This is a genomic window from Flavobacterium sp. 1 (genome assembly GCF_002797935.1).
Classification (GTDB): domain Bacteria; phylum Bacteroidota; class Bacteroidia; order Flavobacteriales; family Flavobacteriaceae; genus Flavobacterium.
Genome location: NZ_PGER01000001.1, coordinates 120,402 through 136,416, shown reverse-complemented (window position 1 = coordinate 136,416; position 16,015 = coordinate 120,402). Strand labels below are relative to the sequence as shown.

17 protein-coding genes and 1 riboswitch are annotated in these 16,015 nt (G+C 33.6%); of the genes, 7 read left to right on the top strand and 10 right to left on the bottom strand.

Translation table 11 applies throughout. The features are described from left to right. Positions 1-129: 129 nt before the first annotated feature. The 6 genes from CLU83_RS00590 (at position 130) to CLU83_RS00565 (ending at position 6,035) form a co-directional block, all read left to right on the top strand. Positions 130-1,035: a phospholipase A gene (locus CLU83_RS00590; RefSeq protein WP_100429829.1), complete on the top strand. Its 906-nt coding sequence runs from the start codon at positions 130-132 to the stop codon at positions 1,033-1,035. A gap of 296 nt (positions 1,036-1,331) precedes the next feature. Next, positions 1,332-1,667, top strand: a complete 336-nt coding sequence (locus CLU83_RS00585; RefSeq protein WP_100429828.1) for a hypothetical protein — start codon at positions 1,332-1,334, stop codon at positions 1,665-1,667. A gap of 187 nt (positions 1,668-1,854) precedes the next feature. Further along, on the top strand, positions 1,855-2,313 hold the full coding sequence (locus tag CLU83_RS00580; RefSeq protein WP_100429827.1) for a (2Fe-2S)-binding protein: 459 nt from the start codon (positions 1,855-1,857) through the stop codon (positions 2,311-2,313). A gap of 2 nt (positions 2,314-2,315) precedes the next feature. Further along, complete coding sequence (locus tag CLU83_RS00575) at positions 2,316-4,496, top strand: xanthine dehydrogenase family protein molybdopterin-binding subunit (protein WP_100429826.1); 2,181 nt, start codon at positions 2,316-2,318, stop codon at positions 4,494-4,496. Positions 4,497-4,657: 161 nt separating this feature from the next. Next, complete coding sequence (gene xdhC / locus CLU83_RS00570; RefSeq protein WP_100429825.1) at positions 4,658-5,419, top strand: xanthine dehydrogenase accessory protein XdhC; 762 nt, start codon at positions 4,658-4,660, stop codon at positions 5,417-5,419. Then, positions 5,409-6,035, top strand: a complete 627-nt coding sequence (locus CLU83_RS00565; protein WP_100429824.1) for an NTP transferase domain-containing protein — start codon at positions 5,409-5,411, stop codon at positions 6,033-6,035. Before xdhC ends, CLU83_RS00565 begins: the two co-directional genes overlap by 11 nt. 80 nt (positions 6,036-6,115) lie before the next feature. Here the strand turns inward: CLU83_RS00565 and CLU83_RS00560 are convergent, their stop codons facing one another. The 6 genes from CLU83_RS00560 to CLU83_RS00535 all read right to left on the bottom strand — a co-directional run bounded on the left by CLU83_RS00560 (position 6,116) and on the right by CLU83_RS00535 (position 9,634). Beyond that, on the bottom strand, positions 6,116-6,712 hold the full coding sequence (locus CLU83_RS00560; RefSeq protein ID WP_100429823.1) for a mobile mystery protein B: 597 nt from the start codon (positions 6,710-6,712) through the stop codon (positions 6,116-6,118). Then, positions 6,703-7,167: a mobile mystery protein A gene (locus CLU83_RS00555; protein WP_100429822.1), complete on the bottom strand. Its 465-nt coding sequence runs from the start codon at positions 7,165-7,167 to the stop codon at positions 6,703-6,705. Before CLU83_RS00555 ends, CLU83_RS00560 begins: the two co-directional genes overlap by 10 nt. Before the next feature lie 182 nt (positions 7,168-7,349). Next, positions 7,350-7,889, bottom strand: a complete 540-nt coding sequence (locus CLU83_RS00550; protein ID WP_100429821.1) for a DUF4252 domain-containing protein — start codon at positions 7,887-7,889, stop codon at positions 7,350-7,352. Between the two features lies 1 nt (position 7,890). Then, positions 7,891-8,418: a DUF4252 domain-containing protein gene (locus tag CLU83_RS00545; protein ID WP_100429820.1), complete on the bottom strand. Its 528-nt coding sequence runs from the start codon at positions 8,416-8,418 to the stop codon at positions 7,891-7,893. 270 nt (positions 8,419-8,688) lie between these two features. Continuing rightward, a complete protein-coding gene (locus CLU83_RS00540) occupies positions 8,689-9,138 on the bottom strand; it encodes a hypothetical protein (protein ID WP_100429819.1) in 450 nt (149 codons plus the stop codon). Further along, the gene (locus CLU83_RS00535) at positions 9,125-9,634 is read right to left on the bottom strand and encodes an RNA polymerase sigma factor (RefSeq protein ID WP_100429818.1); all 510 of its coding nucleotides are present in this window, start codon (positions 9,632-9,634) and stop codon (positions 9,125-9,127) included. The genes CLU83_RS00540 and CLU83_RS00535 overlap by 14 nt, the downstream gene beginning before the upstream one ends. A 123-nt stretch (positions 9,635-9,757) precedes the next feature. Here CLU83_RS00535 and CLU83_RS00530 point away from each other — a divergent pair, with 123 nt between their 5' ends. Then, positions 9,758-11,203: a S41 family peptidase gene (locus CLU83_RS00530; RefSeq protein ID WP_100429817.1), complete on the top strand. Its 1,446-nt coding sequence runs from the start codon at positions 9,758-9,760 to the stop codon at positions 11,201-11,203. A gap of 193 nt (positions 11,204-11,396) precedes the next feature. On the opposite strand, the gene CLU83_RS00525 is transcribed toward CLU83_RS00530, so the two are convergent. From CLU83_RS00525 to CLU83_RS00510, 4 genes are all read right to left on the bottom strand, one after another. Next, the gene (locus tag CLU83_RS00525) at positions 11,397-12,440 is read right to left on the bottom strand and encodes an amine dehydrogenase large subunit (protein ID WP_100429816.1); all 1,044 of its coding nucleotides are present in this window, start codon (positions 12,438-12,440) and stop codon (positions 11,397-11,399) included. 4 nt (positions 12,441-12,444) lie between these two features. After that, on the bottom strand, positions 12,445-14,298 hold the full coding sequence (locus tag CLU83_RS00520; RefSeq protein ID WP_100433563.1) for a TonB-dependent siderophore receptor: 1,854 nt from the start codon (positions 14,296-14,298) through the stop codon (positions 12,445-12,447). 30 nt (positions 14,299-14,328) lie between these two features. Next, positions 14,329-14,533: riboswitch (cobalamin riboswitch) on the bottom strand. A 102-nt stretch (positions 14,534-14,635) separates the two neighbouring features. Next, a complete protein-coding gene (cobC, locus tag CLU83_RS00515) occupies positions 14,636-15,172 on the bottom strand; it encodes an alpha-ribazole phosphatase (RefSeq protein ID WP_100429815.1) in 537 nt (178 codons plus the stop codon). Next, positions 15,157-15,975 (bottom strand): adenosylcobinamide-GDP ribazoletransferase, encoded by an 819-nt coding sequence (locus CLU83_RS00510; protein WP_100429814.1) that lies wholly within the window; start codon positions 15,973-15,975, stop codon positions 15,157-15,159. The genes cobC and CLU83_RS00510 overlap by 16 nt, the downstream gene beginning before the upstream one ends. Positions 15,976-16,015 lie beyond the last annotated feature (40 nt).

Here is a 16,015-nt window from a genome sequence, read left to right as displayed (position 1 = left end):
ATCCTTCAAAACAATCTCATAAAAGTTTCAACTCTTCTAATAAAACGTTCGAATTTTGTACCATGAGGTAAACAATAAGATTAAATTTGTAAAAGTTTAATTTTGTTTGATAACTATTTTGAAATCTCTATGGAAAATCATTTAAAAATAACAATAAAAATACTGGTAGTTTTTTTATTTATAAGCTCTTCTTTACAAGCGCAATCGTCTATTTTAAAAAAGCGAGACGAGTACCAGACTCTTTCACAGATTTGGGAATTAGATCCTGAGACTAATCGGGAAACCTTTATTTTGACTACCTATAAACCCGTTTATGTTTTACCATTTCGGTTTTCGAGCCATAGGCGTGATGTTCCTTTTGAAGTCCCAGCTGATGAAGTTCCCGTTGACAAACCAATCGAATTAGATAATGTTGAAGCTAGTATACAGCTTAGTTTGAAGACCAAAATAGCTCAGAATATTTTTGGCAAAGGGTCGATATGGGTAACTTACACCCAAAAATCTTTTTGGCAGGTTTATAATGCCGAATTTTCAAGACCATTCAGAGAAACCAATTATGAACCTGAACTGATCTTTAACTTTCCCGTAAAATCTGATTTTTTAGGGTTAAAAACTAAAATGCTTGGATTTTCAATAAATCATCAGTCTAATGGAAGAGAAGGGAAAGAGTTTTCCCGCAGTTGGAACCGATTTATTATGTATGCAGGCTTTGAGGACAAGGATTGGAGTTTAATTTTTAGAACGTGGGTTACCGCCGAAATTAATGAAAATCCAGGCATTAAAAACTATATGGGCAGAGCTGATGCTGCCTTTAATTATAGATTAAACAAACATTTATTGACATTACGCGGTCAGCATTCTTTAAGAGGCGGTTCTAATAATCACGGTAGTATTGAACTGGACTGGGCTTTTCCTATATACGGAAACTTAACAGGCTATGGACAGTTTTTTCACGGATACGGGGATGCGATGATTGATTATAATCAGATACATACTATTGCCGGAATTGGGATGGTGTTTTCGGGGACATTATGAAGGTTTATAATAGATTTTTTTAAGTATCTTCATTATTCAAAGCAATCAGATATAGTTTCAAATCTTCCAGTAAAAGATTCAAATTCTGTACAAAAAAAATCTCCTATATTAAACATTTAGAAAAAATTTAAGCAAGCTTTTTCTAATGCTTTTTTATTTTAAAATAAAATTTTATTAAAATAAAACATGTATTTCCATTTTTTTTAATATCTTCCCTCCGAAAAGACAAACATACACACCAATAAACTCATTTACAGTATTTTAAAAATAATTTTCTGTCAAAAACAACATGATTTATGAGAAAATTTTTAACCTCTTTAAAAAACAATCCAGCTATACTTTTTAGCTTTGTTTTTATATTTTTAGTTTCATTAAATGCTAAATCTCAAACCGTTAAATATGATTCTGTAAACAAACAGAAATACATACTCGTAGATGTCCAAAAAACCTATGAACGAATTGTAGACAAAGGCTATGAGTCTGCCGAAATATTTGAATCTTTAGGGAATTATTATTACGAAAATAATAATCTTAAAAAATCAAAACTGTACTTTGACAAGTTATTTGGCAAATACAGCATTTCTCAAATTTCATTAAAAAGCCGAGAGCGATATCAATTAATGAAAAAATAACACCTTTCAGATAGATTACCCAATTAATATTTTCGATAAAATCTCTGTAAAAAACAGCAGCTAAGTCTTAACGTATTAGCTGCTGTTTTTTTTATAACCCACTCCCTATTAATCTTGCCAAAAATTAAATTATAATTTATAAAAAAGTCATAACTTTCAACTTCTTAATTGTAAAATTGAATTCCAAATGACTACACTGCTCATAAACAAAAAGAAATATACTATTGATGTTGACCCAGAAATGCCTTTACTTTGGGCTATTAGGGATATCATTGGCCTTACTGGCACCAAATTTGGATGTGGTATAGGTGCTTGTGGTGCATGCAAAGTACTTGTAGACAATGTCGCAGTTTATTCCTGTTTGACTCCCGTCGAAATGGCTGTTGGCAAAAACATCACAACTATTGAGGGAACTTCAGAAAATTTACAATTATTGCAAAAATCTTGGGAAAAATTCAATGTGCCACAATGTGGCTATTGTCAGCCTGGGCAATTAATTACAGCGACTTCGCTACTCAATTCTAACAAAAACCCTTCTGATACTGATATTGATGATGCTATGAGTGGCAATATTTGCCGTTGTGGCACTTACCAACGCATCAAAAGTGCCATCAAACATACTGTAGAACTTAAAAAACAACACTAGTCATGAGTGAAATCCAAAATTTAAGTCGCAGAGTTTTTATCAGAAACGTAGGATTGGCATCAGGTGGTTTAATCTTAGGCTGTAATTACAGTTTGTTTTCTAAAGCTATTGAAGAGGGAAATCTCACTGAATTTAATCCCAACCTATTTGTACAGTTAAATTCGGATGGAAGCCTTATTATCGTTGCCGCCCGTTCCGAAATGGGTAATGGCGTAAGGACTTCTTTAACTTCTGTCGTTGCAGATGAAATGGAAGCCGATTGGAATAAAGTTGTGGTAAAACAAGCTGTTGGTGATGCAAAATATGGAGACCAAAATACAGACGGTTCCCGAAGTGTAGCCAATTTTTATGATACGATGCGAAAAATGGGCGCTATGGCTAGAATGATGCTTATATCCGCTGCCGCAAAAAAATGGCAGGTTGCAGAAAACGAATGCATTGCTCAAAACCATTTTATTATTCATTCCAGCGGCAAAAAAGTAGGTTATGGAGAATTAGTTGATATAGTAACAACATTGCCTATTCCAACAAACATCACTTATAAAAATCCAAAAGATTTTAAATACATAGGCAAAAACCTAAAAAGTATCGATGTAAAAGATTTTGCAAACGGAAGTGCTGTTTTTGGAATTGACAAACGCTTACCCAATATGAAAGTTGTTGCCATAGTCCGATGCCCAGTTACTTTTGGCACCGTTAAGTCTTTCGACAAAACCGCCGCAATGAAAATTAAAGGTGTCGAAGATGTAATTGAAATTCCAAGAATCGAAAAACCATTTGGTCCTTTGGGAGGTATTGCTGTAATTGCTACAAATACTTGGGCAGCTTTTAAAGGAAGAGAAGCATTGGAAATTCAATGGAATTATGGCAAAAATGAAGGCTATGATTCGGAAAAATACATGATCGAATTAACTGAAAGAGTTCATGAAGCTGGAAAAACTGAAAAAGAAATTGGCGATGTCAATAAAGCTTTTGGCGAAGCTGCAAAAGTGATCGAAAGCACCTTTCAATTACCCCATTTAGCACATGCTCCCATGGAAGTTCCTAATGCTGTTGCTTGGGTCCAAGGTGACCGTTGCGAAGTTTGGGCTCCAACGCAATCTCCGCAAAGTGCAAAAGAAGAAGTTGTAGCCTATCTAGGTACATCTGCAGACAAAGTAACCATAAATGTCACTTTTCTAGGAGGCGGTTTTGGCCGAAAATCAAAACCTGATTATATTGTAGAAGCTGCTATGGTTTCAAAAGCTATCAAAGCTCCTGTACAAGTAGTTTGGACACGAGAAGATGATATTAAACATGGCTATTACCATACTGTGAGTGCACAATATATGAAAGCATCTCTGGATGCACAAGGCAATGTTACGGGTTGGCTTCACCGCTCTGCTTTTCCTTCTATTATGTCAACTTTCAAACCTGGAACTGATTATCCCGCAGGATGGGAAGCCTCTAGCGCTGACGTACCTTTTGATATAAAAAATTTCAAAATCGAATCAGGACAGGCACCTGCTATGGTTCGAATAGGCTGGATGCGATCTGTTATCAATATCCTTCACGGTTTTTCTATCAATGTATTTGCTGATGAATTGGCTCATGCCACTAAACAAGACCCATTAGAATTCCGCCTAAAATTAATCGGAAGTGATCGTATAGAAGACACTAAAAATCCAATAAAGTATAACACCGCACGTTTAAAAAACGTTTTGAAATTGGCTGCAAAAAATGCAAATTGGACAAAACCATTACCTAAAGGACACGCTTACGGCTTAGCCGTCCATTATAGCTTTAATTCCTACGTAGCTTCGGTAGTTGAAGTATCGATGGTGAATGACAAAGTAAAAGTTCATAATGTATATACCGTTATTGATTGCGGTACAGCTGTCAATAAAAACACGATAAAAGCCCAATTAGAAGGAGCTGCTGTCTTTGGAATGTCAATAGCCTATTATGGAAAAATAACAGCTAAGGATGGCGCCATTGAACAAAACAGTTACAGCGATTACCGAATGATCCGCATGAATGAAGCGCCAAAAGTACATGTAGAAATTGTTGAAAGTACTGAAAAACCAACAGGCGTAGGGGAACCAGGAGTTCCTGTAATCGCTCCAGCCATTATCAATGCTGTATTTAAACTGACAGGAAAACGATATTACAATTTGCCCCTCAGTGATTACGATCTTGTATAAAGCTTTTTTTGGGCGTTACCACAAGGGTCGGGCTTTTCGTTACAATCTTTTTTGAGGCAAAAAAAGCCTCAAAAAAGGATTTTCTCTTCAATCCCTAACGCAAAGACGATGTTAAATAAAGTTTAGTGCAAAAACAAAAAATTAAAACAAACATTATTTTAATGAACAACTGGATTGAACTATTACAGGAATTTAAAAGTAAAAAAAAGCAAGTAGCATTAGTTACCATTACTAAAATTCTAGGTTCTGCGCCATGCAGATTAGGATCTAAAATGATTGTTACCCCACAAAAAGAAATATTCGGAACTATTGGCGGAGGAAAATTAGAATTTGAAGTAATCGATGAAGCCGTTCGAGCCATCCGAGAAAATAAAATTTTAGAATGCTCTTACACGCTAGGCCCCGAATTCGAACAATGCTGTGGCGGAAAAGTAGAATTAATTATCGAACCCATGAATCAATCCCCAGAATTATACATCTTTGGAGCCGGACATATTGGCGTTGCTATTTGTCAGGTTCTGAAAAATACTCCTTTTTCAATTACACTCCTTGATATCAGAGAAAATTGGAAAGAAACTATTGAAATTGACCCAACAGTTAATTACAGTTCCATTCCATTTGATCTTTACAAACAAAATATAAACTGGGGTTCAAACTGTTATGTGGTTATATTGACTCACGATCACAAACTTGATTTTGAAATTACCGCTTTGGCATTGCATGAGCAAACTAAATACATTGGACTGATAGGCAGTAAAACCAAGAAAAATAAATTCAACAATTTACTGATAAATGAATTGGACTTTAAAGCGGGAATCTCTCCCGTAAATTGCCCTATTGGATTGGATTTAGGCGGTAATTCACCCAAAGAAATCGCCATTAGTATCGCCTCTGAATTACTGAAAGCCTATTATGAAAAATGATACTGTATTTATATTATTGGCTGGAGGCAAGTCTGAAAGGATGGGAACTGCAAAAGGATTACTGCCATACCATAACAGCTATTGGATTTTGGAACAAATTGACCGAATTGCAACGGCATCATTAACCGAAATTTATATTGGATTAGGTTATAATCATGAAGAATATCTTAATAAAATAGCATGGCTTACAGATGCACAGTTGAATTTTGTCCTTTGTAAAAATGTAAAAGTGAGAGTTGTGACATGCCAAAATCCTGAACTTGGATCCTTCTCAACACTTCAAACTGTTTTACAGCAAATTCCAAAAAATAAATCGGTATTGATTAATCCTATTGATGTTCCTATATTGAACACAGCCGAATTACAAACTATCATCAAAACTCACAACCAAATTGTACTTCCAAATTTTGAAGGCAAAAATGGCCATCCTATAAAGTTGCATGCTGATTTTTGGAATCCATTGCTTTTGCTAAATCCAGCTGATAAAAACAGCCGATTGGATTTAGAAATCAAAAAAATGAATCCTTCAGAAATTACGCGAATTGCAGTAACCGATTCCTCTATTCTAAAAAACTTAAATACTCCAAATGATTGGATTGAGTTTTTAAGAGCATAAAAAAGCGTCTCGAAAGTTCTTTGAGATACTTTTCGTAAGTTAAATTCAAACCAATTTTTTGATTAATCCTCGTAATTAAATCATGATTTTGCAAAAACAATCAAAGGCTCTATTTTATTAGCATCAGCCAATTTGATAGCCTTTATATAATTTAATCTTGAATCTGTTTGATTTACTAAATCATTTCCTCCCCAAGAAAAGAAAAAACCACCAAATAATTTCTCCATTATTAAGTCTGCTACAAGTCTAGAATGCCTTCCATTACCATTTGCAAAACAATGAATACTTACCAATCTATGTTTAAAACGAATTGCTATTTCCTCTTGTTGGTATACATTATTATCAATCCAAAACAAACAATCATCTAAAAGTGTTTTTAATTCTGTGGCAATTAAATAACTTTTTACTCCAATATTTTTTTCTGATTTTCTGAACTCCCCTGCCCATTTCCAAACATCACCATACATTTTCTTATGAAGATCTTTGATGAATTTCTCTGAAAGCAATTGTTCTTTTTTCAATTTTCGAATGTATGTCCATTGGATTGCTTTCTCAATATTTTGTTGCTCAAACTCATTCAACTCTTCACGTGTGGTAATAGACAGGATTAAAAGGCCCTCTTTTTCCACTTCATCGAGTTCAGTTTGACCTTGAATGTAATTGATCTTTAATCCCATAAATACTTCGGCATTTCATTTTTAATCTCAACCGTCTTTTGAGCAATCGCTTTTTTGATGCGCTCCTCAGAATTTTGCTGATCCTCCAATTTCATGGAAACGTTTGTTCGCATCACAATTTCACGAGCAATTTCATTAGCTCTTTTCTCAATCATTTGTTCCAAACTTTCATGTTGCGACACAAAACCGTAAACCAATTTCATATCCAAAGCAAGAGCCACTTGTTGCAAAGAATTAATAGAAATAGTTCCATTTACTTCACGCTCTTCCATTTGCTTAATATTTTGAGCAGAAAAATTCATTCTATTTCCTAGTTGGCGTAATGACATTTTTAATGCAGTACGAAAAGTATTTATCCAGCCCTTTGGCGGTACAATGACCGTTTGAAGCAAACGAAAAGGTATTAGTTTTCGATCCGTTTGATCTAAAATTAATTGTTGCTTTACATTTTTCATCAATTTATAGATTTAAAATAATAAATCAAATTTAAACTTATAAATTTAAATATGCAATTTTTTTTAAACCTAAAGATTTAAAAAATATATTAAGTTCTAAAAAAAAGCGTCACGAAAGTTTTTCGAGACGCTTTTTAACTTAATTCGTTTATGATGGCTGATGATGGCAAATAAGCAAAAACCTACTTCTTGATTAATTCCTGCAATGGTTTTAATTGCTCCAAGTCAATTTTTGATTCTTTCAAAACCGAAATCATATTCATAATATTAGTAGGATTCATATCTTTTCCTAGAACTCTTACTACGGCAAAACCAGCATCATTTTTATTCGCAAAAAACACAAATTCATTGATATGGTCATCGGCTCCTACGTAGGTTACAGAAGCGCCCTGCTTGCCTGAACTAAACTTCATCAACTGTTGATACTGTGGATTTTTTAGAATCAAATTCACTTTTGCCCGCTCTGTCTCAAACTGCGATTTGTTCTTATCATTCAGTTTGAAAGCCAAAATATTAATCTTTTCAAAGGAATGCAAAGCTTCGCTTTGAGCTACTGTTAATTTGGCTTTATCAACATTTAAGATATTTGATGAGATATCCAGAGCAATAAAATCTTTATTTTCGGTATTCTCAACAAAGTATTTTTGTAAAGTTGGTTCCGAATTACAGCTCCCAAAAACTAGGCTGACAAGCAGTGTGATTATGAATAGAATGATTTTCATTTTACTTTTTACCTTTAGTTGCTTTTTTCAAATCGTCTCCACCAGGAATTCTCATTTTGTCTGTCAAAATCGAAATCTCATTCAAATCAAAATCTCCTGTCAACGACATCAAGACTGTATCTTCATCTTTACCGCCTTCAACAAACATCAGCAGCTCTTTTATCTGAGTATCTTTTGCGCCAGATCTAACCATGATTTTGACATTTTTGCCTTTATCATTTATACGCATTAATTCTTCTAAACCTGCAGTTTTAATATATTTATCGGCTGTTGCTTTCATTTCCCCTTCTACCCTAGAGTTTTGGGTAGTAAACACTTTCAAATTGTCCAATTTTTTAATCAGGTTCATGTATTGCTGCGCTTCTTTATCAGAGGTGTCAACCTTTACTTTACTCATCAGTTCAAACATCTTCTTATTTACAACTATGGAGGTTACTTCCTCCTGACCATCGAACTTATCGAATGCCGTCTGGGCAAAAAACGGACTTGATACTAACACTGCTACTAATGTGATTATTAACTTCTTCATTTTATTTGATTTAATGATTATTTTTAAAATTCAATTCAACTATTGGGCTTGAATGCTCTAGAATCACTCCCGCTTTATTTTTAATGTTTTTATTTTTTTAACCTATATTTTTTAAAATCTTTTGGACGTGCCCCTACGGGTCGGGCTGTACGTTCCCGCTTTTTTTCTTTTCAATTGCCTCGGGTTTAAACCCGAGGCAATTGAAAAGAAAAAAGAGCTCCACTGCCATCCCTCACGCAAAAAAACAATTCATTAAGACATTTAGCCATTTTATTCAACAAACACCTTATCCTTAGTTACTTCATACACCTGAATATACTGAATCCCTTCGACACCCACATTTACATTATTAGATAACATGGCCAATGCTTTTTGAGTCGCTTCCAAAGCTTCTTTTGGGTTTTCATAAGTTCCTAATTCATTATTTTCTTTTATTTCATTAGTATTAAAATAAACATAAGTTCCTGCTCCTAACAAGACAGCTATTGATGCCGCTATCGACAGCCATGCCACTTTTTGTTTTTTTGGAATTAACGGTATAATTTTCTCAAAATTTTCTTTTTTTGCTTCAGCAAAATAACCAAATAAAGGTTTGTATTGTTCTAAATGCGGTGCAGCATCTGATGAGGAAAAATAGTTTTTCAACTCGTTCTCTTCAGCAATACTTGTCTCTCCTTCAAAGTATTTTTCTAAAAGCGCTTCCATTTTATTGAACTCCATAACTGTGTGTTTTTAACATGTATTCTCTAATTGTTTTCCTTGCTCTTGAAAGTGCTACCCGTACAGCAGTTTCATTCATCTCTGTAATTTTGGCAATTTCCGAAAATTCGCACTGCTCAATATCCCTTAACTGAATAATTAACCGCTGTTGATCTGGCAATTGACTGATGATTTTTTCAACCCAGATTAAACTGTCGTTATCTTCAATCTTTTTATATAAGCTCGGTTCTTTATCTGTAAAATTGCTGTGCTCAATTTTGAGATTACTGGCTCTTTTTGATTTCAGCTGATCCAAACAATAATTTTTGGTCATTGTCATCGCCATTGCTTCAACACTATTATACGTATCTAAATTTTCATTTTTACTCCATAATTTTACCAAAATTTCTTGAGTTGCATCTTCTGCTTCCTCCGTGCTTACAAGCAATCTCTTAGCCAGCCGAAAGAGCTTATCTTTGAATGGATTGATTAAAAGCACAAAATCTTTTTGGTTCATAAATATGGCTTTATTAATTCGGTTATATAATCAAGACGAACCACTATAATTTTTGTTACAAAAAAAATTTAAATTAAACTAAAGTTAGTATTTTTACGTTGTAGATCATACAACAAAAACTATATGAAGACATCTTTCAAAGTTACATTATTATTATTCTTAGCTTTTTTTATTTTGCAGAGTTGTGAAGACAACGATGATGTCGCTCCGCCAACAAATCTGGAAGTCAATGACTTTATATGGAAAGGGCTTAACTTGTATTATTTATGGCAGGCCGATGTTCCTAATTTGGCAGACGACAAATTTGCCAATCAAGCTGAGTTAAATAATTTTTTGAAAGGATATTCAAAACCCGAAGATTTATTTGATGCTCTTAGAGTCGACAAATCCATTGATCGTTTCAGCTGGATTGTAAGCGATTATTTGGAATTGGAAGGTCAGCTTCAAGGAACTACAAAAAATGACGGTGTGGATTTTGGACTTTATCTTAAATCTTCCGGCTCTACTGAAATATTTGGCTGGGTTCGTTATATAATACCCAATTCTGATGCTTCTACTAAAGACATTAAACGAGGTGCTATTTTTTATGGTGTAAATGGAACACAGCTCACTGTGAGCAATTATCAGTCTTTATTGTTAAACTCCGAAAATTACACACTCAATTTAGCTGATTATAACAATGGTACTATTACTCCAAACGGAAAATCAGTAAACCTGACAAAAACAGTTCTTGCCGAAAATCCAATTTTAATCAATAATGTCATTGAATCTGGCGGACACAAAATAGGATATTTAATGTACAATGGTTTTTATCCAAACTATGACACTCAATTAAATGATGTTTTTGCTTCTCTAAAAACACAAGGTGTTACTGATTTGGTTTTAGATTTAAGATACAACGGCGGGGGTTCTATTCAATCAGCAACCCGTTTGGCAAGTATGATAACTGGGCAATTCACAGGTAAAGTATTTTCTAAACAAAGATGGAATGACAAAATCAATTCTTATTTTCAATCGGAAGATCCAGATGCTTTAAAAAATTTATTTACAAGTACAGTAGGATCTTCACCTTTGAATAGTTTAAACCTTACCAAAGTGTATGTTTTAACTACAAAAAGCACCGCTTCAGCAAGTGAATTGGTTATCAACGGATTAAAACCTTATATTGATGTAGTTCAAATTGGCGATATTACAACTGGGAAAAATGTTGGATCCATAACAATCTATGACTCCCCTACTTTTGGGAAAGAAAACAGAAATCCAAATCACCGTTATGCTATGCAGCCAATTGTTTTAAAAATTGTTAATGCAGCTGATTTTGGCGACTATTTTAATGGTTTGACACCAACTTATGCTTTAAAAGAAAATTTAGCCAATTTAGGTGTACTAGGAACAAGTTCAGAACCTTTATTGAGTACTGCCATAGGGAAAATTACAGGAACTGCAAAAATGTTGAAAACAACTCAAGGAAAAACATTCCCATATTTTGAAGACACAAAATCTATTATTGGACAAAACCAAATGTATACTGAAAAAGTTCCAGCAGGACTTTTAAAATCTTTGGAATAGATAGAAAGTATTGTTAGAAATGATAACTCATTATCAGTTCTATTCAAATTAAAACAAACAATCAAAGAGGCTTTCAGTGATGAAAGCCTCTTTTTTTTTCAAAAACAAAATTACAAATACGTTAATTAATCTAATAGAATACCACAACTATTAAACCAACAACTGTATTATACTTTATTACAAAAAACACGTATTAATCATTAAAATAAAACCCGTTTGGCCCTACTCCAACAGTTAATTCTTTTTGTAAGGTCCCAGTTAAGTTATATATATAAGCTTTACTGTCTGCCTTATAATCTCCGCTATCAGCTAAATAAATACGATTATTATTAACCGCGAATCCATATAAATTAGCAATTGTAGAAACTGTTACAATTGGTGTAGTTGAAGCAGCTGTCGCATTCGTGTTTATGCTGTAAACTGAATTCAAAACTGTGTAGTAAATTTTATCGTTATAAATATCCATATATCCTGCTCCATCTAAAGCTTCAGGAAATGTGATTTTAGAAATTGTTTTGTCTGATAGTTTCACTTTCACTATTTCGCTTCTGTTGCCATAAGGCCCTCTCAAAATATATAGAATTCCATCTTTTTCTTCCATTGTATCTGAACTTAGCCCAATTGTTATTGGCGTTTCCAATGCTTTTGTGGCAATATTTACAACCAATAATTTATCGCTATTATAAGGCTCAGTAATATATAATTTACCTTCTTTTTCTAAAATTCTGTTGGCTGTTGCGTTTACATTAATTTTAGATTCAACCACATTAGTTGTCAAATTAATAACAGCAACATAATCATCAGTATCTCCAGTTGCAGGATTTGTATAAGAATAAGTATTAGCATTGGTTACATACGCTTTATCATCTTTTACTACGCCGTATCTTGGATTTACAAGACCTGTATCAATTTTAGCTATTAATTTAAATGTATATCTATTAACAACATTTATAACATTTGATCCTGCAATAATATAAGCGTTGTCTCCATTAAAAAAGATATTTTGAGCATACTTCCCTAGTAAATCACTTCCGTTTGCAGCTGTGTATGCATCTTTTGCAAAAACACTGAAATCATCACTGGAAAAAGATACTGTTCCCTGACCTGCGCTGCCTTCATTTAGGATAAAAAATCCATTATCATATTCACCTTTTACACCATTGTTATCATCGTCATTCGAACAAGAGACAAATAACGAAATACTAAATGCCATTAAAAGTAATTTACTAATCTTCATAATATTAAAATTTTAGAGTTAAATACATATTGAAATTTCGACCTGGCATAGGTCTGTTTTCCAAGCTTTCATAATTTTTATTGAAAACATTTAAAACCTGAAAACCCAGTTTAAAAGAATCTAAGAATTTAAAATCATAGTCGATTCCCAGATTTGAAACGGTATAATCGTTTATGATTTCATCCGGATTATTATCAGCTCTGGTGTAAACAAAACCATTGTACAAAAACTGATAATAAGCGGTTATTCTATTTCTGGAATAAGAAACTGAGGCAGTTACTTTATCATAAGGGACAAAGAAAAGCTGGTTTCCAGTTTCTTCATCTTCAGACACCGTATGAGCATAAGAAGCATTGGCATTGAAATTATTTTTGCCAAACTGTTTTTTCCAGCTCAATAAAGTTTCCGAACCATAACTGTTCACTTTATCTTTATTCTGAGGAGTCCAAATACCATTTTTACCAGGAACCCACTGCAGTAAATCAGTAATTTTAATGTAATAAAAAGTCTGCGTAAGCGAAACGTTTTTGAAAGCAAACACGTTTCCTATTTCCGCCTGATAGGAACTCTCTGGTTTTAAATCAGGATTCCCTCCTATCTCCCAATACAAATCATTAAAGGTTGGTATCCTGAAATTTCGGGATACATTCAATTTCAAATTGTAAAGTTTGTTGAATTGATAAGAAGAACCTAAAGAGAATAAAACAGGCGATTTGTAATTGTTTGTAAATTCTTTTCGAATACCAAACTCATTTTTCCAATGAGTCGAAAAATCTTGTTTTATTAATAATGAGGCCGAACTAATTTCGCGCACATGATCGCCAAAACCAGTTCCATAACCATTTGTTCTATTATAATCTAAAATTCCGTTTACTTGAGTCGATTTAAATAATGTGTATCCAAAATCAGCTTTAGTGATCAAACTTTCTGTTTTTCCGTAGGTATATTGATTAGTTGAATTGTCAGCAAAATATTGGTAGTTTTCAAAAATATAGGCTGTTTTTAAATTCGTTGTGAACCTGCCAAAATTCCCGTCATATTCTAATAAATTACGGTTAAAACCATTAACGTATTTACTTTTCATTTCAGATTCCGTCACCAAAGAGGTATTTCTGTCGGTGTTTGACGTTTGGCTGTATAGTTTAAGAATGTTTTTAGCATTAAGCTTATAACCCAAATTAGCACTCATTGTAATCACATCATATTGACCATTTTGATTCCAGCGCTGTTCCCCTTTCCAAGTATATTTATTCAGGTATTTGTAATCATTAGTGGAACTATTTTTCGAAAAACCAATTTGTGCACTCCATTTTTCAGTAGCAATATTGCTTTTATAATTAATTCCGATAGTGTTAAAACTACCATAATCCAGTTTTAAATTAGTGTCAAATCGATTATAAAAACCCAAATCGTTGTTCAAATGAACCGTACCGCCTATTGCTCCACTGCCATAAAGTATGCTTCCGCCACCAGCTTTTACACTAATTGAATTATAATCAGAACCTGAAATTGTATTAAAATCAGTACTTCCATTCATTTGCGAATTAATATTGATTCCGTTCCAGATTACAGCAGTTTGAGAAGAAGTTGTCCCTCTAAAGGAAACTGTCGAAAGCATTCCACGCCCATATTCTTTGAAATAAATCGTAGAATTAAAGTTTAATAAATCAGTTAGTAAAGCTTTATTTTTATTGATGATGGAATCATTAAGTTTTAAAACCGACTGAGAATTGGAATATTTTTTGAGATTTGCATCAGAAACAACAACCTCTTTTAAATTATTTATAGAGTCATTCTGTGCCGAAATAAATTGGCATAGCAAAACAAAAAAGCTAAAAAGTAATTTTCTTAAAGTCATAATTTCTGAACCTTTTTTCCCGAAAGTTCGATATTCGTTAAGAAAAAAGGCAGGTCTCCTGGCTTGCGTCTTGTTGTTCACCTTCCCATCACGTTTTTAGAACGAGACAGTGGCTTTGTAGATAACAACAAGCTTGATAGCTTACAGTTGCGGGAACAGCTTAGGTTTCGAACCTAATTCCCTTTTAATGTGTTTTCGTAAAAAGTAAAACACAACCTTAATTCGGATGCAAATATAAAGTTAAAAATATTGAAAAGTAAAGTTAATGAAGCATTTTAATTTTAAAACCAATACAACTAATTGTTTTTCAGATTTTTAAAACACAAAAAGAATAATTCTAGATTTCAACTTTAATCACAGTTCCATAATCCAATGGCGCTTTAAAAGCTTCCTGCAGAGGAAGATTATTTATTTTGCACAAAACACTTCGAATAACTCCAGCGTGTGCGACAATAATCAAAGGTTTTTCGATTTCTTTTGGAATTTCATTTTCTAAAAAATCTACAACTCTTTCATTCAAGTCAACAAAAGATTCTCCATTAGGAACTCGTACATTTACAAAATCAGCCATCCAAGGATTTAAAACTTCCTGTGGAATATCATCCCAACTTTTTAATTCCCAATCGCCAAAATTCATTTCCATCAATCTTGAATCTTCAATAATGGAATCAATTTTGGTGTTTTTTTGAATATTCTTTGCCAAAATAGCACAGCGCTGCAACGGACTAGAATATAAAACAGCGTCTTGTGGCAATTGGTTCAGAATCGATTCAAAAACAATATCGTAAGGCTCGCAAATACCAACATCACTCTGACCATAGCAGATTCCCTTTTCACAAACCGTTTCGGTATGACGGACTAAATAAACTTCCATATTCCAATAATTGACAAATAAAAAACCACTTCACATACTTGCTGGGTTGCTCCCAAACAATCTCCTGTATAGCCGTCAATCCATTTCTGGAAATAACAGGCAAGAAAAAACCGAGCGATAAAAACTGGAACTAAAGCCAACAATAATTGCCATTGAAAAAATGATAAAACCACAATAGGCAGCAGTCCAAAAAACAAAGCACCAACTACTTCTTTCCAAGTGAAATTCTGGGCAATTGGTTTGCTTTTACTCGATGCATCTTCTCTCGAATATTGATGCGTAAAAACTATGGAAATGGCAGATAAACGGCTTATCGAATGAGCAGAGATAAAAAGAAGAGAAATAGTAATTAGTGGATAGTGATTAGTAAATAGCAAATCTTTATTTAGAATAATCGCATTGTGAACCAATTCGGACAAAGCTATGAATTTCAGCAAAAACAATAAAACCACACCAATCGCTCCATACGCACCAATAGCGCTGTCTTTCATTATCAGAAGGATTTTTTCTTTAGTCCAGCCACCGCCAAAACCATCGCAAACATCGGCAAAACCGTCTTCATGGAAAGCTCCTGTGGTTAGAATTCCTGCAATGATTGAAAGAATTACAGCAATTTCATTGGTAAATAAAAAAGCTCCGAGATAATAGAAAACAAACGAAATTCCTCCAACTATCCACCCAATCAGCGGAAAACATCGGGAGGATTTGTTTAAAAAATCAGGATTGTGGTCAATGTTTTTGGGACACGGAATTCGGGTGTAAAACATTAATGCCGTGAAAAATATATGTAATTGTTTTTTCATAAATTATTTATTTGATTTTGCTGTAGAGATGCACTGCAGA